Here is a 25,324-nt window from a genome sequence, read left to right on the forward strand (position 1 = left end):
CTGGCATCGTGGATGCGATGCGGTGTCGTGGTGCCGGCGTATGGCGCTCAAGCGGTATTGGCCTATTGTTCCTAGGGACGCACTGAACTATTGCGCGTGCTCAAGCGGCGGCTCACCACCCGGCAAAGCCGGGTGCCGGCGGACCGTGATAAATCAACGATTCCCTCGCTGTTTTATCCCACTCCCCCCGCCCTCGCCGCCGCGAGGGAGCCTCGCTTTCGCTCGTTAGCGCATTAAATCAGTGTTTCCCTAGATCCTGAATGGGACGCTGCCGGAGGAATATAAGTGGGCTACCGCATTTTGCTGCTGCTTGCTGTCTTGGCGTCGCTTTTCTGTTCGGCGGCGCCGCCCGCGCCGCTCACCGTGGCGGTGGGGCTGCGATTGGCGCCCTATGTGCTGGATGACAGCAGCGGCGGCCTCGAATACGAGTATGTGGATGCCATCATGCGCAAGCTGGGTTATCGCATGCGGCCCAAGTTTATGTTCCTGGGGGATGTGGCGACGGCGATCCGCACCGGCCAGGCCGATATGGCGCTGACGCTGCAGGCCGATATGGTACCGGGCCTGGCGGTTTCGCGCCCCTACGTGGCTTATCAGAATGTCGCGATCAGCCTGCAGGCACGCCATCTGGAGATACGCGGCATTGCCGATCTGAAGCCGTTTTCCGTCGCTGCTTTTGCCGAGGCGCGCCAATATCTGGGCCCGGCGTTTGCCGCCCAGATGGCCGGCAAGACCGACTACCACGAGCATCCCAACCAGATACGCCAGAATATCAGCCTCTACCAGGGGCAGTCCGATGTGGTGGTGGTCGATGTCAATATTTTCGCCTTCCTGGATCAGCGCCTGGGCAGTGAAGTAAAGCGGCAGCCGGTGACGGTGCACGAGATCTTCCCCCGCAACGAATATGTGGCGGCTTTTCGCGACCCGGTGCTGCGCGATCGTTTCAACGAAGTATTGTCCCAAGCCCGTAGCCTGCCCGAATTCGAGGCCATCAAGCTGCGCTGGCAAGGGCGTTTGCGGCAGCCGATCGAGAATGTGCTGCTGGATGGCAGCGTGCAATGAGCGGGAGGAAGCGATGGAAGCACGGCGCTATTCCCCCGATATGTAGTTGCCTTAAACTTTCAAGGGGGGATTGCCTGTAATAATGCTACGTCTTTGCAAGAATTTCAGCGCATTATCAAAGACTTGGCTTGCCCGGCCGAGGGCGAAAAGCGATAATGCGCCCGCTTTTACTACGGCCTGCCGTGTCCGGGCCGTATTTGTTTTCCGCCTACCCCAAGCGAAAAGAGAATTCTGATGGCCAACCGTCCCGCCCTGTCCAACGCGATCCGCGTACTTTCCATGGATGCCGTGCAACAAGCCAACTCCGGCCACCCCGGTGCGCCCATGGGCATGGCCGAAATCGCGCTGGCCTTGTGGGGCAGCCATCTGAAGCACAATCCCGGCAATCCCAAGTGGGCCGACCGCGACCGTTTCGTGCTGAGCAATGGCCACGGTTCGATGCTGATCTATTCCTTGCTGCATCTCACCGGCTACGACCTGACCATCGCCGATCTGCAGCAGTTCCGCCAACTGCACAGCCGCACGCCCGGCCATCCGGAATACGGCTACGCGCCTGGCATCGAGACCACGACCGGCCCGCTGGGCCAGGGCATCACCAATGCGGTGGGCATGGCGATGGCCGAGAAGATGCTGGCGGCCCAGTTCAACCAGCCCGGCCACGCCATCGTCGATCACCACACCTATGTTTTCCTGGGTGACGGCTGCCTGATGGAAGGCATCAGCCATGAAGCCTGTTCGCTGGCCGGCACCTGGGGCCTGGGCAAGCTGGTGGCGTTCTGGGACGACAACGGCATCTCCATCGACGGCCATGTGGAAGGCTGGTTCACCGACGATACGCCCAAGCGCTTCGAAGCCTACGGCTGGCATGTCATCGCCGATGTGGACGGCCACGATGTGGATGCCGTCAATGCGGCCATCACGGCGGCCAAGGCCGAGACCGGCAAACCCACGCTGATCTGCTGCCGTACCGTGATTGGCAAGGGTTCGCCCAATAAGCAAGGTACCCATGATGTGCATGGCGCCGCACTGGGCCAGGCCGAAATCGAAGCCGCCCGGGTACATATGGAATGGCCGCACAAGCCATTCGAGCTGCCGCCGGAAATCTACGCCGGCTGGGATGCCAAGGCCCGTGGTGCGCAGCAGGAAGCCGACTGGTCCGAACGCTTCGCCGCCTATCGCGCCGCCCACCCGGCATTGGCCGCCGAGTTCGAGCGGCGCATGGCCGGCGAATTGCCGGCGAACTGGGCCGACTTCAAGGCTGCCGCCATCGCCAAGATCGATGCCGCCGCGCAAACCGTCGCGACCCGCAAGGCCAGCCAGATCGCCCTGGAAGCCTATTCGCCGGCCCTGCCGGAATTCCTGGCCGGCTCGGCCGACCTGACCGGCTCCAACCTGACCAACTGGTCCGGCTCGAAGTGGATAGACGGCAGCGGCCAAGGCAACTACATCAGCTATGGCGTGCGTGAATTCGGCATGGCCGCCATCATGAACGGCATGAGCCTGCATGGTGGCCTGCGGCCTTACGGCGGTACCTTCCTGATGTTCAGCGAGTACGCCCGCAATGCCTTGCGGATGGCCGCCCTGATGAAGATCAACCCGATCTTCGTGTTTACCCACGATTCCATCGGTCTGGGCGAGGATGGCCCGACCCACCAGCCGGTCGAGCAGACGGCTACCTTGCGCTATATCCCCAATATGGACGTATGGCGCCCCTGCGATACCACCGAAACGGCCGTGGCCTGGTCCTTCGCCGTCGAACAGCAGACCCGTCCGAGCAGCCTGGTGCTGAGCCGCCAGAATCTGCCCTTCGTTTCACGTGAAGCGGAACAGATCGCCGCCATCGCCAAGGGCGGCTACGTGCTGCGCGAAGCCGAAGGCGGCGCCGCCCAGCTGATCCTGATCGGCACCGGTTCGGAAGTCGAACTGGCCCTGAAGGCGCAGGCCCAGTTGGCCACCGAAGGCATCCGTGCCCGCGTGGTGTCGATGCCTTCCACCAATGTGTTCGACCGGCAGGATCGCGACTACCAGGCCAGCGTGCTGAGCAAGGGCGTGCCGCGGGTGGCGATCGAAGCGGGCGTGTCCGACTTCTGGCGCAAGTACGTCGGTCTGGAAGGCGCGGTTGTCGGGATGGATACCTTCGGCGAATCGGCGCCGGCTCCGGCCTTGTTCAAAGCCTTCGGTTTCACGGTGGAAAATGTAGTCGCCGTGGCGAAATCCGTACTGTAAATCAGCTCTACCAAAAACGGCTCCGCTCAAGGCGGGGCCGTTTTGCTTTGGTATCGGCGCTGCCGAAAGGGACTAAATCGATGTCGCGACGCAACATTTTGTCGCGCTTGTAGTCCCCTTTCAGGCGGCGAGCCGGTTACAATCGCGGCCTTGTAGTCATAATGGCGGCGACTACATTTTTCGCCGGCCCTGTCATGGAGAATTCAAGCATGTCCATCCGCATTGCCATCAACGGCTACGGACGCATCGGTCGCAACGTGTTGCGCGCGCTGTATGAACTGAACCGCAACGAGGATTTCAAGATCGTCGCCATCAATGCTTCGGGCGATATCGAAACCAACGCGCACCTGACCCGCTTCGATACCGTTCACGGCCGCTTCAATGCGGAAGTGAAAGCCGATGGCGACTGGCTGCGCATCAATGGCGAGAACATCCGCTTCTTTTCGACCCGCAATCCGGCCGAACTGCCCTGGGGCGAGCTGGGTATCGATATCGTGCTGGAATGCACCGGTGCCTTTACCAGCAAGGCCAAGTGCCAGGCCCACCTGGATGCCGGCGCCAAGAAGGTGCTGATTTCCGCGCCAGGCGACAAGGACGTGGATGCCACCATCGTCTACGGCGTCAACCACGGCATCCTGACCCGCGATATGACGGTGGTGTCGAACGCTTCCTGCACCACCAACTGCCTGGCACCGGTCGCCAAGGTGCTGAACGACCATGTCGGCATCGTCAAAGGCTTGATGACCACCATCCATGCCTATACCAATGACCAGGTGCTGACCGATGTACGGCACAAGGATCTGCGCCGCGCCCGTTCCGCCACGCAAAGCCTGATCCCCACCAAGACCGGCGCCGCCGCCGCCGTGGGCCTGGTGCTGCCGGAGCTGAACGGCAAGCTGGACGGTTTCTCGGTGCGCGTGCCCACCATCAATGTGTCGCTGGTGGACCTGACTTTCCAGTCGGCCCGTCCCACCAGCAAGGAAGAGATCAACGCGTTGATGCGCGACGCCGCCGGTGGCGGCCCGCTCAAGGGCGTGCTGGGCTATAACGACCTGCCGCTGGTTTCGATCGATTTCAACCACACCAACGAAGCCTCGATCTTCGATTCCACCCTGACCAAGGTCAGCAACGGCGATATGGTCAAGATTTGCGCCTGGTACGACAACGAGTGGGGCTTCTCGGTGCAGATGCTCAATACCGCGCGCGCCATGATGGCGGCGGTTTGATGGCACGCCTGTAGTGGCGACAAGGGTGGCTACGCGGTGGAATGGCGGTAAATTCGCCCTTTCGCCGCGCTGAAAGGTTAGGACCATGAACTTCAAGAAACTTACCGATATCGATCTGGCCGGCCGCCGGGTCTTGATCCGGGTCGATATGAATGTACCGGTCAAGGACGGCAAGCTGGGCGACGACACCCGCATCCGCGCTTCCCTGCCCACCATTCGCCATTGTCTGCAAGCCGGTGCCGGCGTGCTGCTGATGACCCATCTGGGGCGCCCCAGCGAAGGCGTCGTGGCGGAAGAGGACAAGTTGGCGCCGGTGGCGGCCCGCCTGGGTGAGCTTTTGGGCCGGCAGGTACCGGTCATCGCCGATTGGCAGGGCCATGGTGTCCAGCCGGGCGAATTGGCGATGCTGGAAAATATCCGCACCAATGTTGGCGAGAAGAAGAACAGCGACGACCTGGGCCAGCGTTATGCCGCCTTGTGCGATGTATTCGTCAACGACGCCTTCGGTACCGCCCACCGCGCCGAGGCCTCCACCCACGCGGTCGCCAAGTTCGCACCGCAAGCCTGTGCCGGCCTGTTGCTGGCAGCCGAACTGGACGCACTGGGCAAGGCCCTGGCGCAACCCGCCCGCCCGCTGGTCGCCATCGTGGCCGGCTCCAAGGTGTCGACCAAACTGACCATTCTGGAATCGCTGGCGGATAAGGTAGACCAACTGATCGTCGGCGGCGGCATCGCCAATACCTTTTTGCAGGCGGAAGGCCACGAGATCGGCAAGTCGCTGGCCGAGCCCGACCTGCTCGAGCAGGCCCGTGCCGTGATCGCCAAGATCCGCGCCCGTGGCGGCGATGTGCCGCTACCCGGCGACGTGGTGGTCGGCAAGCGTTTCGATGCCGCCGAGCCTGCCGTACATAAGACGCTGTCGCAGCTGGAAGCGGACGATATGATCTTCGATATCGGCCCGGATTCGGCCCGCCAGCTGGCCGAGCTGATCGCCGGTGCCGGCACCGTGGTATGGAATGGTCCGGTCGGCGTGTTCGAGTTCGACCAGTTCGGCGCCGGTACCGAGGCCCTGGCACGCGCCATTGCCGCCAGCCCGGCGTTCTCCATCGCCGGGGGCGGCGATACCCTGGCGGCGGTGGCCAAGTACGGCATTACCGAACAGGTCGGCTATATCTCCACCGGCGGTGGCGCCTTCCTGGAGTTCCTGGAAGGCAAGACCTTGCCGGCCGTGGACGTGCTTTGCCAACGCGCTGGAGATTGATGTGATCGCGCGCCGCTGGCTGGTTTCACTGTTCGCTCTCGCGGTCCTGGCCGGTTGCAGCCGCAAGGACGAAGCCGGCGGGATGGCGATGTCGGCGGCACCGGCCGCCGATATGGCCGAAGTGCAAGCGCCTCCGCCGGCGGGCGCCGCCGGCATGGCGGCCCCGGCTGCACTGCAGCGTCGCTATCTGGCCGTACACCATACCCTGGAAGTACAGGCCGAAGCCGAGCGGGTCGAAGCCCTCTGGCGGCAAATCCAGGCCAGGAGCGTCGAAATGGGTGGCGAGGTAGTCAGCGCTGAATTGTCGCGCGGCGACGATAGGCAGCCCACCGCCAGCCTGTCGCTGCGCTTGCCGCCGGCGCAGGTGCCGGCCCTGTTCGCCCTGTTGGCCCAGGGCGGCGAGCTGGTAAATACCCGCACCGATAGCGAGGACAAGACCGCCGAGGTCATCGATGTGGAAGCGCGCCAGAAAAACCTGGTCGATGCGCGCGACCGGCTCCGCCAACTATTGGCGGAGCGCACCGGTAAGTTGGCGGATGTATTGGAAGTGCAGAAGTCGCTGACCGAGACGCAAAGCCAACTCGATAGCATGAATGGACAGCGCAAGGCGCTGGCCGAACAAACCGACAAGATTCGGCTCGATCTCACCATCCATACCCCGCGAAGCGTGATCGAGCGCAGTGCGCTGGCCCCCCTCAAGGATGCTTGGCACCGGCTCGGCTATGTCGCATCGGAAAGCCTGGCAGGTCTGCTGACCCTGCTGGCGGCTTTGCTGCCGTGGACGCTGCTGGGTGTGCCGCTTTGGCTGCTGGTTCGCCGTGCCTGGCGCAAGCGCCGCGCGGCCCGGGCCACTTGAATTTTCAGAATCCAACAATTTTAGGAGTGTAGTGATGTCCCTCGTTTCGATGCGCCAGTTGCTCGATCACGCCGCCGATAACGGCTATGGCTTGCCGGCTTTCAACGTCAACAACCTCGAACAGGTGTTGGCCATCATGCAGGCCGCCGACGAATGCAATAGCCCGGTCATCATGCAAGGCTCGGCCGGCGCCCGCAAATATGCCGGCGAAGCCTTCCTGCGCCACCTGATCCTGGCCGCCACCGAAGCCTACCCGCATATCCCGGTGGTGATGCACCAGGACCACGGCGCCAGCCCGGCCGTGTGTATCCAGGCCATGCGCTCGGGTTTTTCCAGCGTGATGATGGATGGTTCGCTGCTGGAAGACGCCAAGACCCCCTCCAGCTACGACTACAACGTGGACGTGACCCGTCGCGTGGTCGAAATGGCCCACGCCATCGGTGTGTCGGTGGAAGGTGAACTGGGTTGCCTGGGCTCGCTGGAAACCGGCATGGGCGAGGCGGAAGACGGCCACGGCGCGGAAGGCAAGCTGAGCCACGACCAGTTGCTGACCGATCCGGACGAAGCCGCCGATTTCGTCAAGCGTACCCAGGTCGATGCCCTGGCCATCGCCATCGGTACCAGCCATGGCGCCTACAAGTTCACCCGCAAGCCCACCGGCGATATCCTGGCCATCGAGCGCATCAAGCAGATCCACGCCCGTATCCCCAACACCCACCTGGTGATGCACGGTTCCAGCTCGGTGCCGCAGGAATGGCTGGAGATCATCCGCGAACACGGCGGCGAGATGAAGGAAACCTACGGCGTGCCGGTCGAGGAAATCGTCACCGGCATCAAGTACGGCGTGCGCAAGATCAATATCGACACCGATATCCGTCTGGCGATGACCGGCTCGATCCGCCGCTTCCTGGCACAGAACAAGAGCGAATTCGACCCGCGCAAATTCCTCAAGGACGCCACCTCGGCCGCCAAGGATATCTGCAAGGCCCGCTTCGAAGCCTTCGGATGTGCCGGCCAGGCCGACAAGATCAAGCCGGTGAGCATGGAGAAGATGTCGGACCGGTACAAGAAGGGTGAGTTGGCGGCGGTGATCAAGTAATTTGTATCAGTCTTGCCGCGGCGTCGCGGCAAGACTATTTAGGCCAGTGTTTATGCCCGGGCCGAGCCATCAAGCGAACTTTCCTGCGTCGCATACTTGGGAACGCGGGGATTGGCTATTGGTATTCGTGTCATTCTGTTCGGAGGTCTCATCCACGCTAGGAATTTGCGTAGCTGATGGGGGCTCGTCGGTTTCGGATAAAATAACCTGGAAGGCATATGGGTCTTTTTTTATGCCTTCAATCTCAATGTGACGGATAGAGTGCTGACCAAACAATCGTAAAAAGAAATTGAGAACCTCGTCAAGCCGCCAGCGCGGACAGTCTGAAAGCCCCGCTTTGAAATGGGGATTTTCAGTTTTCAGCAGGACGAATTCCGGTTTGGCGTCAAATTCATCATCGTCATTAATGATCAAGCAAAGCCTGGCACATATGGAAGCAATTATATCCGGATTGCCTTCGGGTATCGGATTACTTGTACAACATATATCGTTCAAGTCCAGCCTGATTTCAATATAAATTTTCTGGCCATCCGGGATGATATTCAAGAATAGATTCTTAATGGATGGGAGTCCCTCCACTTTCTTGAGGCCTTTCCGAAGAGCCTCATCCAGCAGGAACATAAACCCTCCCTGGGACAGGATATCGTCAAAGTGGGCGGATATTTCGTTCCTTATTTCTGCATCTTTAATCCTGCAAAGTACATGTTTTTTGAATTCCAGTAGTTGCGCTCTATTCGTATTTTCAGTGAAATGCAATGTTTCTCCGGCCACATAGAAACTACCGTGACCACGTTCAAAGTCAATTTCGGTAGTGTTGAGCAGTACAGGTGATGGTTTGTATTCAAAACAGTGACTAATATCAAAAATTGCCATAGCCGTCCTCCCGGGGGAGTTTAAAAATTTATTTCGGATATGCTAGTGTCTCCGAAAGATAAAATGCCAGTCCATGCAAAAATTTGCACGTTAATAAAATTTTTGTCATAAAATAGACTTTCCATCTTTCGGAATTCTGACGTGCCTTCAGAATTTTGTCGTGTTGGGACCGAGTAGGGAACTGCACCATGTCATGGTGCTTCCATGTAGCACGCTTCTTCCGCCTGCATGAATGAGCTGGCCGCCATCTAAAGGGACAATAACCATGCACCCGGCGCTCGTTCGCGAATTCAATCAGCGTGCCCTTGGGAGAGGCGGGAGTGGCGCGGGATTGCGCTTGATGGGCGCAGGCTCGCTGACAAATTTGCGACCGAAGAAGTGTACTGGCTTAATCACTTTTCTGTCGTCAACGTCTTTGCCACCAATGTTATCCAGTCCAACATATTCGGTGTAGGCTTCGGTGGACTTGAATTTTTCTTTTTGTTCCTTAGTCAAGCCCTTGTTAAATTCCGCTTGCTTGTTCTCCAAATAGGTTACTAATTTTTCCAGCTCTTCTTCCACCAATTCTTTTTCTGAAAAAACCCTTGAAACATCCCTCCCCATTAACGTCCCTATAAAAGTCAGTGATAGACTGTTACGCGGGGTCGAAGTTTTAAATTCGAGCAAGCGCATTAACCAGGTTATTTCGGTCTTTATAAAAGGCTGTATCGCGATGGCGTCGATCCCCATGTGCTCTGATGCTTTATCGACCAAGGGATCGCGGATGGTATTTTTGTCGAACGAGGTTATTTTTTGAAAAACCAGCTCGTTATCCGGCAGTATCCTGGCAATTTCTGCAAGCTGCGTGATTATTTCCTTGAACTCTTTTTTCAGTATGTTTTTGTTACGCTTAGTAACCGGGGAGTCCACCAGTTCCGCCTTAAAGGATTGCACAGCATTTTTCAGGTTGCCTAGTTTGGTGATGCTATCCGCAGGAAGTTCGATGCCATCCATACGAAGGCTCTCGATATATTCAAGCAGTGTAAACATATAGCTTGCATCTGCTTTTCTCGTAAAGTCGGTATCCCAATCCTTGGCGCCCATCATTGCTGACTTCAAACCATACCAAGTCAGATAACCTAATTCGGTGGCAGGATCATTTAGCCGCGTAGTAAGCGAATCAAGTTTCTCTCGCAGATCTTTGGTACTGCCCGATGTGGTGATTTTGAATAGATCGGCCTCAAATGCCCTAATGGCTTCAATTTCTTTGGTTTTGGCCAGGAAAGTGACAAATTTGCCAGAGGGCTTGCGAGCCAGCTGCTCCTGGTAAGCAAGTTCTTTATCTTTAAAATTAGTAGCCACTTTCTGCTTATCAGTAAGCCAGTCGTATTGTACTTTAGCTAATTCTCCTTGTAAGAGCGCTTCGCCCTCCGTGGTGACCTTTGAGCCGGGCATAGAGACGGTCAGGATCAATTTCGCTATCTCTTTATCTTTCTGATCATCTTTCTGCTCGCGCTGAATTACGGCGCATTTTGCATCTGCAAACTCATTCGCGGCTGCTAGGGTTTTTAATCTTTGTGGATCCATCTTGTCGGCGATGAATCTGAAGAGATCTCTAACCAAATCAATCAGCGGCGTCAAGGTGTCTGTGGTATTCGGTCCCAATACGGCTAGTTTCATTAATTCCCCGATAAATTCAAATGCAAATTTTTCATTCTTTATCGACTCGTCCCAATTTTTTATACCCTTAATATAAATTAAAAATTTCTTTATTGCCTCTAGCTGAGTGCGCCATTCTACCGATTGCTGAGAGATTGATTCGGTATGGCCATGCAGGATTTTTTTATAGTTCCCTATTATTTGGGGGATCTTTACCTGTGGATCTCTCAATCTTATATTTACAAATTGCATTAATGGTGTGTCATCGCCCCTGATATCCAGCAGCGCGGATTGTAAGTGTTTGGCACCCCATTTATCTGGCGAAATCAAACTTTGCCAAAAATCATTTATTACATTATTCTTCGTGTCCATTGTCATGCAGTCATATGCATACCGTATATCGAAATACTCCTTTTCGTTTGTATAGCATGTCGGGTTGTCTTTTTTTGAATTGCCAGGGTTTCCCAGCGCTTCTTGATACTTTGCCTCCAGTATCTTGAAATCGCTTTCGGGGATGTCCTTGCCGCAGGCTTGCAAAAAGACCCTCAAAAAGAGTTCTTCGCTCGCAGGGGCATGAATAATGCCACATTTGCCATCTGGACTACTGCCCACCAAGTTCATACGTGGCAGTATTGTTTCTCGCATATCGAGAAAAAACCCATCACGAGTAACTTTATTCCCAGGGCCAGCAAGCTGTCCCGCGTCATTGAGTGCATTACACAAGGCAAAAAGGCTACGGTATAGCCCAGGCTTAGCCCTGGAGCGTATCTGTATAGCGGCTTCAGCATCTGTTGTTGGCAGATTATCGGGGTCAATATAGGGTTGGAGCGGATTGTATATCTCTTCCGTCGTTTTTATAGCGGAAATTGCCGCCTTTTCTTTATTTTCAAAAGTGGGCTTTAACGTGGTTGATCTGTCAGCCGAAATGAATCTTCCGTTTCTATCCACCAGCAGGCCTCTCGCATTGGTTTCATTGCCTTCGCTATCATAGAAACGTATTTTTCGCGCGTCATTGTCCAAGATTCCCTTAGTCGATTCAACGTCGTGGTTGCCTGCACGTAGATGGATATTGAGTTTGTGTTTTTTAATTAGGTTAGTAAAAAAACAACTCGTTTTAAATTCATTGCCGCATCGGTCGCCAATTACATCGCCCACATAAAGCAACATTCTTTTCCTTTTGGGCTCTATATCTATTTCATCCTGTAATCCGATGCTTTTGATATGCATTTCAAGAAGGTCTTTCAGCTTATCTTGGCCCTGAATGCCATTGCCTAAGGCTGCTTTAATGGTTTTCCAAACATCGGGGGGAAATTCCTCAATTACACCAAGCTGAACTAATTGATGAAGCGCCATGATCAAATTTCCATGCATATCACCAAATGCAACGCCAGCAGAATTTTTGTAGTTTAAAACCATCTCATCATTTCTTTTGGGCGGTTCATTCAGGTTTATGTCCATGAATGCCTCCTTGCCTGATATTGGATCTTTAAGGTAATCCAGGTGAGGCCTGATTGCCTGCAAGCTGGTGTTGCCCATGGTAAATGGGCTTCCATTGTGGTCCATTAGGCATAGGGATTGTTCTCCAGCGGAGAATGAAATATTGCTTAAAGCGTAATTGTCGAAAGCAATGAGACTGCCATTGCAAAAAAAAGACCTGATGATTTTTTTTGTTTGTTCGATATCCAGATATCCTGTCATTTTTATGCAGGCCGGATTGTCGCACGCTGCCAAATAAGCCAATAGCTTATTGCCGGAGGCCGATAAGCGAGCATGCTGGAAGGGGAGCAGATCCAGAAGGCAATGATAGAATTTTTTTTCATATTTAATCGAGGCTCGAATATTACTGACCAAGGCGTTAAGCGCTTGATTTTCGTTCATCGCCTTTTTCATAGGCTCGGGTAATAGGTCCGTATCCACAGGGCAAAAAATCAAATTGATTAATTCCTTGGGGGTAATGTCGTACTCCTTCAGAATGGTGCTTGCCGCCTGGAAAGCGGATTCAAAATGATTTACCTTGCTTTTGCACTCGATCTGCGTTCTGGGGCCAAGGCCATGAAATGGCAATAGATAATTAACCGTGCCCATATTATTCTGTCCTTCCAAAGCGGAAATATGTAAATACCAAATTTTTTGAATTATACCGAGCAGCACCATTGCGAACTTTCAAAAAAACAATAACTTAACGCTTTTTTACTGCTATATCGCGCCAAACCCCATAGCTGCCACCTGGTAAACGGAAAGGCCGGTTTTTTCCTTCCTGAACGGCTATAGCACCCATGGCTTCCAACTCATCGCCAATGGCTACTTGTCGCCTCGACAGCCGACAGGCAGCATGGCGAGGTCGCGCTAACCGAGCCCCCTCCATGCCCATCCAGTCCAAGTTCCCCGACCTCGGCCTCACCATCTTCAGCCGCATGAGCGCCCTGGCCGCCGAAACAGGCGCCATCAACCTCTCCCAGGGTTTCCCCGATTTCGCCTGCGATGCCAGCCTGCTGGAAGGCGTGACGGCGGCCATGCGGGAGGGACATAACCAGTACGCTCCCATGCCGGGCCTGCCGGCATTGCGGCAGGCCATCGCGGCCAAGATGGCTGCCGCCGGCGGTCTGGAAGTGGATGCGGATCATGAGATCACCGTCTGCGCCGGCGCCACCCAAGCGCTCTATACCGCGATCGCAACGGTGCTGCGGAGTGGCGACGAGGCCATCATTCTGGAGCCGGCTTACGATAGCTATGCGCCGGCCATCGTGGCGCAGGGCGCCGTGCCGGTACGCATCAGCCTGGCGGCGCCGGATTTCGCCGTCGATTGGGCGGCCGTGGCGGCTGCCGTCAGCGGGCGGACGCGGCTGATCATCGTCAACAATCCCAACAATCCGGCCACCAGTGTTTTTTCCCAAGCCGATCTGGCCGCCCTGGCGGAGATCGCCGAGCGGCACGATCTGCTGGTACTAAGCGACGAAGTCTATGAGCACCTGGTGTTCGATGGCCGCCGGCACGCCAGCGTATTGAGCCATCCACAATTGCGGACACGCAGCTTCGCGGTGTACTCGTTCGGCAAGACTTTCCATGCCACCGGCTGGAAGGTGGGTTATTGCGTGGCGGCACCGGCCTTGACGGCGGAGTTCCGCAAGCTGCACCAGTACCTGGTGTTCTCGGTTTCCACGCCCATGCAACACGCCCTGGCGGCGCATCTGCGCCAAGCCGGGCATTGGCAAGGTTTGGCGGCGTTCTATCAGGCCAAGCGCGATCGGCTGGCGATGGGTTTGCGGGCGGCAGGCTTCGAGCTTTTGCCTAGCGCGGCTACTTATTTTCAGCTGGCGGACTATTCAAGAATACGGCCCGATTTGGGCGAGCTGGCATTCGCCGAGTGGCTGACCCGCGAGCATGGCGTGGCAAGCATCCCGGTTTCGGCCTTCTATGCGGATGGCCGAAACAATAAGCTGGTACGTTTCTGCTTCGCCAAGAAGGCAGAAACGCTGGATGCTGCAATTGAACGGCTTGGACGTTTAACCTAGAGCGGGGAGGGGGAGACTCCCCCGCCGGCGGGCGAGGGAGTAGGCGCTATTCGGCAACAACACTCGGGACTGCTGCCGCCCGAGCCCGTCCTGCTAAGGCAAGGTCAGCGTCAGGATGGCATTGCCGCTGGTGACGGCGAAGCGCTGGCCGCCAAGGAAGCGGATATTGGTCGGATTGTCCAGGCTGCCCGGCAAGGCGCCCAGCACCGTACCGCGCTTTTTGTTACCGGCGACGGTGGTGACTACGCCGGCTTGGGTAACCTTGCGGATCAGGTTGTTGCCGCTATCCGCCACGTACAGGTTGCCCGCTGCGTCGATGGTCAGGCCGGTCGGCTTGTTGAACTGGGCCTGCGTGCCGGTGCCGTCGCTGCTGCCTACGATCCCGCCGCCGATACCGCGGGCCTGGCCGGCCAAGGTGCTGACGACGCCGCTGGGGCTAAGCTTGCGGATGGTGGCATTGTGGCTGTCGGCGATATAGATATTGCCGGCTGCATCGCTGACCATGCCGCGCGGCTCCATGAAGCGAGCCTGCGAACCGATACCATCGGCACTGCCTTTTTCCCATCGCGTACCGGCCACGGTGCTGACCACGGCGTCCGGCGTGATCTTGCGGATCGTCGCGCTGAAATGCGAGTCGATCTTGATGAAGTCCGTATCGGCGACGTAGAGATTGCCGGCTGGGTCGATGCCGATGCCGTAGGGCTTGTCGAAACCTGCCGCGCTACCCTTGCCATCGAGTACCTCATGCTGGCCGGCTTGGCCCGCAAATGTACTGACCATGCCGCTCGGCGTGATCTTGCGGATGGTGTAGTTATCGGTATCGGCGATATACAGATTGCCGGCTGCATCGATGGCCAGGTCGTTCGGCCGGTTGAAGCGTGCGGCCGTGCCTTGGCCGTCGGCGGTGCCGGTCTGGCCGGCTTGGCCGGCTACGGTCGTGACGGTACCGGTGGGGCTGATTTTGCGGATGACGGAATTGGCGGTATCGGCGACATAGAGATTGCCGGCGGTATCGCTGGTCAAACCGTGCTGTTCGTTGAACGAAGCGGTGGCGCCGTTGCCGTCCACGCTGCCCCGGATGCCGGCCAGGCCGGCTACCGTGCTCACCTGGCCTTGCGGGCTGATCTTGCGCAGCAAGCCATTGACGCTGTCGGCGACATAGAGATTGCCGGTTGCATCGCTGGCCAAGCCACGTGGCCGATTGAAGCGGGCCACCGCAAGCGCGCCGTCGGCGCTACCGGCCTGGTCCGCACCGGCAAAGATGCTGATCGCACCGGCCGGGCTGATCCGGCGGATGACATTCCGCTCGTAATCGGTCAGATAGAAATTACCGTCTGCGTCGATGGCCAGTTTGGGCGGAAGGAGTTGGCCGCCGCTACCGATTGCATTGGCCACCGTGCTGACCGCGCCGGCCGCGGAGATTTTGCGTATGGTATCGCGGTCTTCAACAAACAGATTGCCCTGCTTGTCCAGCGCCAGCGAGGCGGGAGATTCGAAACGCGCGGCGGGACCGGTTCCGTCGTTGCTCCCCTTGACGCCCGATTGTCCGGCTAGCGTGCTGACCACGCCCCCGCGCGTGATCTTGCGGATGGTGTATTTGTCGCTATCGCTAACGTACACATTGCCGGCAGCATCGACGGCCAAGCCTGTCGGGCTCGCGAAGCGTGCCTCGGCACCGGTACCGTCCGCATCGCCCTTCTCGCCGAGCTTGCCGGCCAGGGTGCTGACCACGCCTTGCGGCGTGATCTTGCGGATGACTTCCTTGTCGGCCAAATAGACATTGCCGTCTGCATCGGCGGCGAGCTGGCTGAAATAGGAGAAACGGGCGGCGGGACCGGTTCCATCGGTATCGCCCCATTGGCCGCTTGTGCCGGCCAGGGTACTGACCACGCCGGCGGCGCTGATCTTGCGGAGGGTATGGCTGACGTCATCGCCGATGTAGATATTGCCGGCGGCATCTACCGCAACCGCTTCCGGTTGCATGAAGCGTGCCGCTGCGGCTTGGCCGTCGAGATCGCCCAAGCCGCCGATATTGCCGGCCAGCAGTGCAATGGCGGACGGATGCAGCTTGATGACGAGCTGAGCCGGACTGCCGCCGTTGACGCTGGCGCTGATGGTGACGCTTTCATCCGCAGCGACGGTGGCCGGCGGTGTGTACTGCACGCTGCTACCGGTGGTGGCGCTGAGGCTGCCGGGGCCGGTCAGGGTCCAACTGACGGTGCCGGCTTGGCCGGTCGCGGTCAGGGTGATGGGGCTGGCGCTGGCGCCGACGACGACTTCGGAAGCGGACGCAGCCAGCGTCATATTGCCGCTTTGGTTTTCGGTGCCGCCACCGCCGCATGCACCGAGCATCAGCAGGCAGGAGAGCGACAGACCCAATGCAATTCGGTTGAGCTTGGCATGTTGTGGATAAGACAAGAGCGTTTCCTCGGGTATGACGAAAGCAGGCGCGAGCCTTAGCCGGTCGGCGCTTGGCTTTCGGATTATTTAATTTGGATTGGAAATGCGGGCTGCGATGGAGCGGCAGCGGTAATGCGCCGGCACGATACGCTAGTTTCCAGGCGGCTTGTGGCGCTAAACGGCCGTTTGTGAATTATTATCATTGGGCCCGGACCGGCTTTAAACCGGCCCGGGCGGGACGAAGCTCCTTGCGAGCAGCGCCCAAGTTTTCGCTACTAAGGCAAGGTCAGCGTGAGGATGGCGTTGCCGCTGCTGACGGCAAAGCGGTTACCGCCGAGATGGCGGATATCGACCGGGCTGTCCAGTCCACCCGGCAAGCTGCCCAGGCTGATGCCGCGCTGCAATTGCAACTGATCGCCGGCGACCGTGGTCACCGTACCGTCCAGGCCAACCTTGCGGATCAGGTGATTGCCGGTGTCGGCCACGTAGATAAAGCCATCCGCGCCGACGGTCAGGCCGGTGGGATTGTTGAACTGGGCCAGCGCACCGATGCCGTTCCTGCTGCCGCTATTTCCGGCACTGCCGGCCAGGGTGCTGACGATGCCCGCAGGGGTGATCCGCCGGATGGTGGCGTTGGCGCTGTCGGCCACATAGATATTGCCGGCTTCGTCGCTGGCCAAGCCGCGTGGCTCATTGAAACTGGCGGTGGCGCCCAAGCCGTCGGCGCCGCCCAGTACGCCGCTGCCTGCCATGGTAGTGACACGGCCTACCGGCGTGATCTTGCGGATGACCGCGCTATAGCGAGGCGTGTTCTTGTCCAGCAGGGTATCGCTGATATAGACATTGCCGGCGGGATCGGTCGTGACCCCCTGTGGTAGATAGAAGCGGGCTTCGTCCCCCACGCCATCCACATGGCCGGACTGTCCGGCTACACCTGCAAAGGTACTGACTTGGCCGTTCGGGCTGATCTTGCGCACCGTGCTGTTGGCGGTATCGGCTACGTAAAGATTGCCGCTGCCATCGATGGCAACACTCTGCGAGGCATAGAAACGCGCTTCGCCGGCCATGCCATCGGCGCTGCCATTGACGCCGGCGGTGCCGGCCAGGGTCGTGACGACGCCGGTCGAACTGATCTTGCGGATGGTCGAGTTGGCGGTATCGGCGACATAGACATTGCCGGCGGCGTCGCTGGCCAGGCCGTGCTGGCCATTGAACTGTGCCGCAGCACCGACGGCATCGATGCTGCCACGCACGCCGGCGGTGCCGGCCACGGTATCGACCAGTCCCTGTGGCGTGATACGGCGCAAGGTGTTGTTGCCGCTGTCGGCAACATAGACATTACCAGCCGCATCGTTGGCCAGGCCCAGCGGCAGGTGGAAGCGCGCGCCGTTCGTCAGGCCGTCGGCGCTGCCGGATTGCCCCGCCGCGCCGGCGAGCGTGCTGACCACGCCGGCCGGATTGATCTTGCGGATGGTGGCGTTGAAGGTGTCCGCCACATAGATGTTGCCGTTGGCATCGGCGCTCAGGCCGCGCGGATCGTAGAAGCGGGCGGCCGTGCCGGTGCCATCGGCATTGCCGGGCGCGCCGGCCGTGCCCGCCAGGGTATCGACCTGGCCGGCGGGTGTGATCTTGCGGACCAGATGGTTGGCATCGGCCACATAGAGGTTGCCGTCCTTGCCGAGGGCCAGGCCCTGCGGCGTATCGAAGCGGGCAGCCGTGCCGAAGCCGTCATTGCTGCCGCGTGCGCCGGCCTGGCCGGCCAGGGTACGGACCAGGCCGCCGCTATTGATCAGCCGCAGGGCGTGATTGGCGCTGTCGCTGACATAGAGATTGGCAGCGCCATCGACCACGAGGCCGGTCGGCCGGAAAAATCGTGCTTCGGCGCCGGAGCCGTCCACCGCGCCGGCACTGCCGGCCAGGCCGGCCACGGTGCTGACCACGCCGGTCGCGCTGACCATGCGGATGGTATGGTTGCCGCTATCGGCCACGTAGAGATTGCCGCTGCTATCCAGGGCAAGGCCTTGCGGTTCGTAGAAACGCGCCGTGGCGCCGCTGCCGTCCACGCTGCCGGGCTTGCCGGCCGCGCCGGCCAAGGTGCTGACCTCGCCGGTCGGACTGATCTTGCGGATGGTGTGATTGGCGGTATCGGCCATATAGCTGTTGCCCGCGCTATCCAGCACCACCGCCGAGGGGCCATAGAAACGTGCCGCGGTTGCCAGTTTGCTGTCCAGGTTGCCGGCGCCGCCGAGATTGCCGGCCAGCAAGGCCAGCGGTGCGGCTGGGTGGAGCTTGATAGTGACTTGGGCCGGGCTGCCGCCGTTGCGGCTGGCGCTGATCATGGCGCTGTCCTCATTGGGAATACTGGCGGGCGGCGTGTATTGCACGCTGCTGCCGGTGGTGGCGCTGAGGCTGCCCGGGCCGGCCAGGGACCAGCTGATGGTGTCGCTTGGCAGTTGCCCGCTGACGGTCAGTTTGACCGGCGTGGCGAGGCCGGCATACACCTCGGTGGCGGAGGCAGTGAGTACCATGTCGCCCGACTGGTTTTCCGGGTCCTGTCGCTTGCAGGCAGCCAGCATGGCCATACAGCAGAGCATAAGGCCCAGCAGGGTACGGACAAGCGTTGAATGGAATGCTTGGGGTTGGGGCACGACTGACCTCCTGAATTTTTAATAGGGGCGGCAGGCCGGCGAGGGTCTGCGCTCGCGCTTTAGAGCGAGCGCGGTCAGAAATGGTTCAGTACGATGCCCCAGATAATGGCCATATTGACCAGGCTGGCCAATTGCGCGGCGCTGCCCAGGTCCTTGGCCCGCTTGGCCAGGAGGTGGTGATCGAGCGAGGTATGGTCGACGGCGGCTTCGATGGCCGAATTGATCAGCTCCACCACGATGCTGAGAAAATGGGCAAAGACGATCAGTGCCCGGCCCCAGGGCGGCAAGGGCAGCCATAGCGCCAGCCCGATGCCTGCAATGGCCAGCAGGCAGATCTGGCGGAAAGCCGATTCATGCAGCCAGGCGGCCTTGAAGCCATCGATGGAATAGCCGGTGGCGTTGATCAACCGCTGCAGGCCTGTCTTGCCCTTGAAGGGGCTCTCTGCGTTATTCATTTGCTGCGCTCCTGTTCGTCTGGGCCGGAGGATACCAAACAGTCGCGCCGCGCAGGCAGCGCAAGCACAGCTTGCAGCGGGTAGATGACAGGCAGATTGGCTCGCCTCGCGGATGCGCTTCGCGAGGCGAGCCTTTAGCGGAATCGTTTCCGCGTCAGATTGCCGCCGCCAGACGCGAGCCCTGGTCGATAGCGCGCTTGGCGTCCAGCTCGGCGGCCACGTCGGCGCCGCCGATACGGTGCACCGTCTTGCCTGCCGCTTGCAGGACCGACTCCAATTCACGCAAAGGCTCCTGGCCGGCGCAAATCACCACGTGATCCACCGGCAGCACCTGCGGCTGGCCCTTGACGGTGATATGCAGGCCGGCATCGTCGATCTTGTCGTAGCTGACGCCGGAGACCATCTCGACCTGCTTCATCTTCAGGCTTTGACGGTGGATCCAGCCGGTGGTCTTGCCCAGGCCATCGCCGACCTTGCTGGTCTTGCGCTGCAGTAGCCAGACCTTGCGGGGCGAGCCGTGCGGCTTGGCGCCCTGGCTGGCCAGTCCGCCTTTTTCCGTCAAGGTCTTGTCGATGCCCCATTCGCGCAGGAAGGCATCGGCGTCCAGGCTGGTGGGGGTACCTTCGTGGGTCAGGTATTCGGCGGTGTCGAAGCCGATACCGCCCGCGCCGATGATGGCCACGTTCTTGCCCACGGTTTTCTCATGGCGCAGTACGTCCAGGTAGCTCAAGACCTTGGGATGGTCGATGCCGGGGATATCCAGCCGGCGCGGCTGGATGCCGGTCGCCAGGATGACTTCGTCGTAGCCGCTCAGCGCGGCCGCGTCGGCGCGCTGGTTCAAGAGCACGCGCACGCCGCTCTGCTCCAGGCGACGGCGGTAGTAGCGCAGGGTTTCGTGGAACTCTTCCTTGCCCGGTACCTTCTTGGCGACATTGAACTGTCCACCGATCTCACCATTGGCCTCGAACAGGGTCACCTCATGGCCGCGCTCGGCGGCAATCGAGGCGAAGGCCATGCCGGCCGGGCCGGCGCCAACCACGGCCAGCTTCTTGGCGGCGGTGGTGGGGAGATAATTCAGCTCGGTTTCGTGGCAGGCGCGCGGATTGACCAGGCAGCTGGTCATCTTGGCTTGGAAGATATGGTCCAGACAGGCCTGGTTGCAGCCGATACAGGTATTGATATCGAGGGCACGGTCTTCGGCAGCCTTGTTGACCCAGTCCGGATCGGCCAGGAAGGGGCGGGCCATCGAAACCATATCGGCATCGCCGCGAGCCAGTACTTCTTCGGCGACCTCCGGCATATTGATGCGGTTGGTGGTCACCAAGGGAATCCCCACGTGGCCCATCAGCTTCTTGGTCACCCAGGTAAAGCCGGCGCGCGGCACCATGGTGGCGATGGTGGGAATGCGCGCTTCATGCCAGCCGATGCCGGTATTGATGATGGTGGTGCCGGCCGCTTCGACCGCCTTGGCCAACTGGATGGTTTCGTCCAGTACCGAGCCGTTGTCCACCAGGTCCAGCATGGACAGGCGATAGATGATGATGAATTCGCGGCCGACCCGCTCGCGCACCGCCTTGACGGTTTCGACCGGGAAGCGGATGCGATTTTCAAAGCTGCCGCCCCAGCGGTCGGTGCGCTTATTGGTCTTGGCGGCGATGAACTGGTTGATCAGGTAGCCCTCGCTGCCCATGACTTCCACGCCGTCATAGCCGGCTTCCTTGGCCAGCTCGGCGCAACGGGCGAACTCGTCCATGGTTTGCAGGATCTGCTCGTCGGTCAGTTCCAGGGGTTCGTAGAAGGCGATCGGCGAGGTGATCGGGGAGGGCGCGACCGGCTTGGGCTGGAAGGAATAACGGCCGGTATGCAGGATCTGCAGGCAGATCTTTCCGCCGGCGGCATGCACGGCATCGGTAACGATGCGGTGGTGGGCCACTTCGTCGGCGTTATGCAACATCGCACCGCCTTCGTACACGCGGCCCGCTTCATTGGGCGCCACGCCGCCGGTCACGATCAGGCCTACGCCGCCGCGGGCGCGCTCGGCGTAGAAGGCCGCCATGCGTTCGAAACCATTGGGCGATTCTTCCAGGCCGGTGTGCATGGAACCCATCAGGACGCGGTTTTTCAAAGTCGTGAAGCCGAGGTCGAGCGGTTCCAGCAGTTTGGGGTAGCGTGCATGTGCCATTTTTGTCTCCGGGACGGTGTTGTCGCCAATCTTGGCGCTATTTACAGACAGTCTAAGGTGTATCGATAAGTACTTGAGCGAAAAGATACTTACTAATCAGTAAGTAGTCAATCGAGCGCTTGCTAAGCTTGGCAAATTGTTTGATTGACGTTAACGTCAAACAAGTCGAGCATTTGCTCAAGAAAGCGCCTAGAATGCGCGCGCACCGGCGGCCGAAAACCGCCCGAACTTCGGGCAGCCACAAGCTAAAACGAAGATAGCCACGACCGCTGCCTAATCGAGCGGCGGCCTTCAGCCAAAGAAGGAGAGACCTATGGGAAATCTCATTTCCCTGAATGACAAGTACGCCCTGGCATCCGGCCGTGCGTTCATGACCGGCACGCAGGCGCTGGTGCGTTTGCCGATGTTGCAACATCAGCGCGATCAGGCGGCCGGGCTCAATACCGCCGGCTTTATCTCGGGTTATCGTGGCTCGCCGCTGGGTGGCCTGGACCAGGAACTGGCGCGTGCCAGGAAATACCTGGATCCGCATAACGTCGTCTTCCTTCCCGGTGTCAACGAAGACCTGGGCGCGACCGCCGTCTGGGGTTCCCAGCAGGTCGGCCTGTTCCCCGGCGCAAAATACGAAGGCGTGTTCGCCATGTGGTACGGCAAGGGACCCGGCGTGGACCGCTCGGGCGACGTGATCCGCCACGGCAATGCGGCCGGCTCCTCGGCCTTGGGCGGCGTATTGCTGATCGCCGGCGATGACCATGCCGCCAAGTCCTCCACCCTGCCGCACCAGACCGACCACGCCTTCGATGCCTTTATGGTGCCGGTGTTGAACCCGGCCGGCGTGCAGGAGTTCCTCGACTTCGGTATCCATGGCTGGGCCATGAGCCGCTATTCCGGCTGCTGGGTCACGCTCAAGGCGATTTCCGATACGGTGGAATCGTCCGCCATCGTCGATATCGATCCGAACCGGGTGCAGCCGGTACTGCCCGCCGATTTCAATATGCCGGATGGCGGCCTCAATATCCGCTGGCCCGATCCACCGCTGGTGCAGGAAGAACGCCTGCTGCATCACAAGCTGTACGCCGTGCTGGCCTATGTACGGGCCAATAAGCTCAATCGCATCGTGGTCGACTCGCCCAAGCCGCGCCTGGGCATCATGACTTCGGGCAAGAGCTATCTCGATGTCATGCAAGCGCTGGACGACCTGGGCATTGACGAAAAGCTGGCGGCCGATATCGGTCTGCGCATCTTCAAGGTGGGCCTGACCTGGCCGCTGGAGTCCGAGGGCACCCACGCCTTCGCCGAAGGCCTCGACGAGATCCTGGTGGTGGAAGAAAAGCGCCAGGTGCTGGAGTACCAGCTGAAGGAACAGCTCTACAACTGGCAGGAAGCCGTGCGCCCGCGCGTGATCGGCAAGTTCGACGAGAAGGGCGAGTGGACCCTGCCGGAAGGCAACTGGCTGCTGCCGGCCGCCGGCGAATTGACGCCGGCCATGATCGCCCGGGTGATCGCCGGCCGTATCGCCCGTTTCTATACCAGTCCGGTGATCGAAGAGCGCCTGAACTTCCTGGATGAAAAGGAAAACGCGCTGAAGAAGCCGCGCGACATCATCCTGCGCCAGCCGTACTTTTGCTCGGGCTGTCCGCACAATACCTCGACCAAGCTGCCGGAAGGTTCGCTGGCGCTGGCCGGTATCGGCTGCCACTACATGGCCATGTGGGTGACGCCGGGTACCAAGATGTTCAGCCAGATGGGCGGCGAAGGGGTCACCTGGGCCGGTATCCAGCCGTTTACCGACACCAAGCATATGTTCGTCAACCTGGGCGACGGCACCTACTTCCACTCCGGCATCCTGGCCATCCGCCAGGCCGTGGCCGCCAAGCTCAATATCACCTACAAGCTGCTGTACAACGATGCCGTTGCGATGACGGGCGGCCAATCGGTGGATGGCACCTTGACGGTACCGATGCTGACGCGCCAGCTGGAAGCGGAGGGCGTCAACAAGATCGTCATCACCAGCGACGAACCGGAAAAATACAAGGGCGTCACCGGCTTGGCGGCGGGTATCACCATCCATCACCGCGATGAGTTGGACCGCATCCAGCGCGAACTGCGCGAGCTTCCCGGCGTCACCATCCTGATTCATGACCAGACTTGCGCGGCGGAGAAGCGTCGCCGTCGCAAACGCGGCAAAATGATCGATCCACCGCGCCGGGTGGTGATCAATGAGCGGGTTTGCGAAGGTTGCGGCGATTGCAGCAAGCAATCGAACTGCCTGTCGGTCATCCCGATGGAAACCGAGTACGGCCGCAAGCGCAAGATCGACCAGTCCAGCTGCAACAAGGACTTCAGCTGCCTGAAGGGTTACTGCCCCAGCTTCGTCACACTGGAAGGCGATGCCAAGCCCAAGCGCTCCAAGCGCGGCGCGGATGCCTATGCCGGCTTGCCGTCCCTGGCTGAACCGACCCTTCCCGCGCTGGATCATCCCTGGAGCGTGCTGGTCACGGGCGTGGGCGGTACCGGCGTGGTGACCATCGGCGGTGTACTGGGCATGGCGGCGCGGATCGACGAGATCGGCGCCACCGTGCTGGACCAGACCGGCCTGGCGCAAAAGGGCGGTGCGGTGACCACCCATCTGCGCTTTGCGCGCGAGCAGGACAAGCTGTACGCCGTCCGCATCGCCGCCGGCGACGCCAATGTGGTGCTGGGTTGCGATATGGTGGTGACCGCCACCAACGATTGCCTGGCCAAGATGCGTCCTGGCTTCACCCATGCGCTGCTCAACGGCTATGAAGCCAGCACCGGCGACTTCACCAAGAATCCGGACATGAAGTTCCCGGCCCATTCGATGTTGAACACGGTACGGCAGGCGGTCGGCGACAGCCATTTCGACCAGGTCGACGCCACCCAGATTGCCACCGCGCTGATGGGCGATTCGATCGCCACCAATATGTTCATGCTGGGTTTCGCCTGGCAAAAGGGGCTGATCCCGGTGACGGGCGAGTCCATCATGCAGGCCATCGAGTTGAACGGCGCCGCCGTGCAGATGAACCAGCAGGCCTTTGTCTGGGGACGCCATGCCGCGGTGGACCGCATCATGGTGGAAAAAATCGCCTTCCCGCAGGTGCAGGCGAGTATTCGCCTGGCCAACCAGACCCTGGACGAGTTTATCGCCCGCCGGGTAGCCGACCTGACGCAGTACCAGGACGCCGCCTATGCCGCCCGCTACAGCACGGTACTGGAAAAGGTGCGCCTGGCCGAACGCCGCGCCGCGCCGGAATCGGAACTGCTGACCTGGGCGGTGGCCCGCGCCTACTTCAAGGTGCTGGCCTACAAGGACGAGTACGAAGTTGCCCGTCTGTTTACCGACGGCGAATTCCAGAAGCAGCTGGCCGAGCAGTTCGACGGCAGCTATACGCTCAACTTCAGTCTGGGGCCGACCTGGCTGCAGTGGCTGGCAAAGAACGGCCAGGCCAAGAAATTCCGGCTGGGCAGTTGGGTCATGGGCGCGTTCAAGCTGCTGGCCGGCATGAAGGGCCTGCGCGGCGGCGCCTTGGACGTATTCGGTTATGCCGAGGACCGTAAGATGGAACGCCGCCTGATCGACGAGTTCGAGCAAGGCCTGGAAATCCTGCTGGCCGGCCTGAGCGGCGACAAGCTGGCACAGGCGGCGGAAATCGTCGGCTTGATCCAGCTGGTACGCGGCTACGGCCATATCAAGCTGGCCAATTACGCCTCGGTGAAGCGTGATTGGGACGGCAAGCTCAAGTCCTACCAGAGCGTCGTCATTCCCTTGGTCGCTGCAGCCAAGCCGGCACCGGTTCGGCTGTAAGCGGGCGCAAAAAAACCGGCGTCACCTTAGGGTGGCGCCGGTTTTTTCATTTCCGGCTTA

Annotated in this window: 14 protein-coding genes; 8 read left to right on the forward strand and 6 right to left on the reverse strand. The window is 59.7% G+C overall.

The window, feature by feature from the left end; all coding sequences use genetic code 11:
• The first annotated feature begins 285 nt into the window (after positions 1 to 285).
• The 6 genes from FNU76_RS11405 (at position 286) to fba (ending at position 7,730) form a co-directional block, all read left to right on the forward strand.
• Entirely contained in the window at positions 286 to 1,062 is a 777-nt protein-coding gene (locus FNU76_RS11405) for a substrate-binding periplasmic protein (protein ID WP_144278311.1), read from the forward strand.
• 234 nt (positions 1,063 to 1,296) lie between these two features.
• Positions 1,297 to 3,288, forward strand: coding sequence for a transketolase (gene tkt, locus FNU76_RS11410; RefSeq protein ID WP_144278312.1), 1,992 nt, complete (start codon positions 1,297 to 1,299; stop codon positions 3,286 to 3,288).
• Positions 3,289 to 3,497: 209 nt separating this feature from the next.
• Positions 3,498 to 4,514: a type I glyceraldehyde-3-phosphate dehydrogenase gene (gene gap / locus FNU76_RS11415; protein ID WP_144278313.1), complete on the forward strand. Its 1,017-nt coding sequence runs from the start codon at positions 3,498 to 3,500 to the stop codon at positions 4,512 to 4,514.
• A gap of 85 nt (positions 4,515 to 4,599) precedes the next feature.
• Positions 4,600 to 5,775, forward strand: coding sequence for a phosphoglycerate kinase (locus FNU76_RS11420; protein WP_144278314.1), 1,176 nt, complete (start codon positions 4,600 to 4,602; stop codon positions 5,773 to 5,775).
• Between the two features lies 1 nt (position 5,776).
• A complete protein-coding gene (locus FNU76_RS11425; protein WP_144278315.1) occupies positions 5,777 to 6,631 on the forward strand; it encodes a DUF4349 domain-containing protein in 855 nt (284 codons plus the stop codon).
• 34 nt (positions 6,632 to 6,665) lie between these two features.
• Positions 6,666 to 7,730: a class II fructose-bisphosphate aldolase gene (fba, locus tag FNU76_RS11430; protein WP_144278316.1), complete on the forward strand. Its 1,065-nt coding sequence runs from the start codon at positions 6,666 to 6,668 to the stop codon at positions 7,728 to 7,730.
• A 69-nt stretch (positions 7,731 to 7,799) separates the two neighbouring features.
• Here the strand turns inward: fba and FNU76_RS11435 are convergent, their stop codons facing one another.
• Entirely contained in the window at positions 7,800 to 8,603 is an 804-nt protein-coding gene (locus tag FNU76_RS11435; RefSeq protein ID WP_144278317.1) for an inorganic diphosphatase, read from the reverse strand.
• 294 nt (positions 8,604 to 8,897) lie between these two features.
• Complete coding sequence (locus tag FNU76_RS11440; RefSeq protein ID WP_144278318.1) at positions 8,898 to 12,395, reverse strand: hypothetical protein; 3,498 nt, start codon at positions 12,393 to 12,395, stop codon at positions 8,898 to 8,900.
• 209 nt (positions 12,396 to 12,604) lie between these two features.
• Between FNU76_RS11440 and FNU76_RS11445 the strand changes: the two genes are divergently transcribed.
• Positions 12,605 to 13,753 carry a methionine aminotransferase gene (locus tag FNU76_RS11445; protein WP_144278319.1) on the forward strand — a complete coding sequence of 383 codons (1,149 nt, stop codon included), beginning with the start codon at positions 12,605 to 12,607 and terminating at the stop codon, positions 13,751 to 13,753.
• 93 nt (positions 13,754 to 13,846) lie between these two features.
• Here the strand turns inward: FNU76_RS11445 and FNU76_RS11450 are convergent, their stop codons facing one another.
• The 4 genes from FNU76_RS11450 to FNU76_RS11465 form a co-directional block, all read right to left on the reverse strand.
• The gene (locus FNU76_RS11450) at positions 13,847 to 16,171 is read right to left on the reverse strand and encodes an NHL repeat-containing protein (RefSeq protein ID WP_144278320.1); all 2,325 of its coding nucleotides are present in this window, start codon (positions 16,169 to 16,171) and stop codon (positions 13,847 to 13,849) included.
• A 257-nt stretch (positions 16,172 to 16,428) separates the two neighbouring features.
• Positions 16,429 to 18,801 (reverse strand): NHL repeat-containing protein, encoded by a 2,373-nt coding sequence (locus FNU76_RS11455; RefSeq protein WP_144278321.1) that lies wholly within the window; start codon positions 18,799 to 18,801, stop codon positions 16,429 to 16,431.
• Between the two features lie 74 nt (positions 18,802 to 18,875).
• Complete coding sequence (locus FNU76_RS11460; RefSeq protein ID WP_144278322.1) at positions 18,876 to 19,256, reverse strand: diacylglycerol kinase; 381 nt, start codon at positions 19,254 to 19,256, stop codon at positions 18,876 to 18,878.
• A 154-nt stretch (positions 19,257 to 19,410) separates the two neighbouring features.
• Positions 19,411 to 21,438 (reverse strand): NADPH-dependent 2,4-dienoyl-CoA reductase, encoded by a 2,028-nt coding sequence (locus FNU76_RS11465; RefSeq protein WP_144278323.1) that lies wholly within the window; start codon positions 21,436 to 21,438, stop codon positions 19,411 to 19,413.
• Between the two features lie 313 nt (positions 21,439 to 21,751).
• Here FNU76_RS11465 and FNU76_RS11470 point away from each other — a divergent pair, with 313 nt between their 5' ends.
• Positions 21,752 to 25,264, forward strand: a complete 3,513-nt coding sequence (locus tag FNU76_RS11470; protein ID WP_144278324.1) for an indolepyruvate ferredoxin oxidoreductase family protein — start codon at positions 21,752 to 21,754, stop codon at positions 25,262 to 25,264.
• The last annotated feature ends 60 nt before the right edge of the window (positions 25,265 to 25,324 follow it).

Source organism: Chitinimonas arctica (genome assembly GCF_007431345.1).
Taxonomy (GTDB): domain Bacteria; phylum Pseudomonadota; class Gammaproteobacteria; order Burkholderiales; family Chitinimonadaceae; genus Chitinimonas; species Chitinimonas arctica.

What these genes read in the sequence shown, in the direction of transcription:
- tkt (WP_144278312.1), top strand. Translation starts at nt 1,297, where the DNA reads ATGGCCAACCGTCCCGCCCTGTCCAACGCGATCCGCGTACTTTCCATG.
- gap (WP_144278313.1), top strand. Translation starts at nt 3,498, where the DNA reads ATGTCCATCCGCATTGCCATCAACGGCTACGGACGCATCGGTCGCAAC.
- FNU76_RS11420 (WP_144278314.1), top strand. Translation starts at nt 4,600, where the DNA reads ATGAACTTCAAGAAACTTACCGATATCGATCTGGCCGGCCGCCGGGTC.
- fba (WP_144278316.1), top strand. Translation starts at nt 6,666, where the DNA reads ATGTCCCTCGTTTCGATGCGCCAGTTGCTCGATCACGCCGCCGATAAC.
- FNU76_RS11435 (WP_144278317.1), bottom strand. Translation starts at nt 8,603, where the DNA reads ATGGCAATTTTTGATATTAGTCACTGTTTTGAATACAAACCATCACCT.
- FNU76_RS11440 (WP_144278318.1), bottom strand. Translation starts at nt 12,395, where the DNA reads ATGGTGCTGCTCGGTATAATTCAAAAAATTTGGTATTTACATATTTCC.
- FNU76_RS11445 (WP_144278319.1), top strand. Translation starts at nt 12,605, where the DNA reads ATGCCCATCCAGTCCAAGTTCCCCGACCTCGGCCTCACCATCTTCAGC.
- FNU76_RS11460 (WP_144278322.1), bottom strand. Translation starts at nt 19,256, where the DNA reads ATGAATAACGCAGAGAGCCCCTTCAAGGGCAAGACAGGCCTGCAGCGG.
- FNU76_RS11465 (WP_144278323.1), bottom strand. Translation starts at nt 21,438, where the DNA reads ATGGCACATGCACGCTACCCCAAACTGCTGGAACCGCTCGACCTCGGC.
- FNU76_RS11470 (WP_144278324.1), top strand. Translation starts at nt 21,752, where the DNA reads ATGGGAAATCTCATTTCCCTGAATGACAAGTACGCCCTGGCATCCGGC.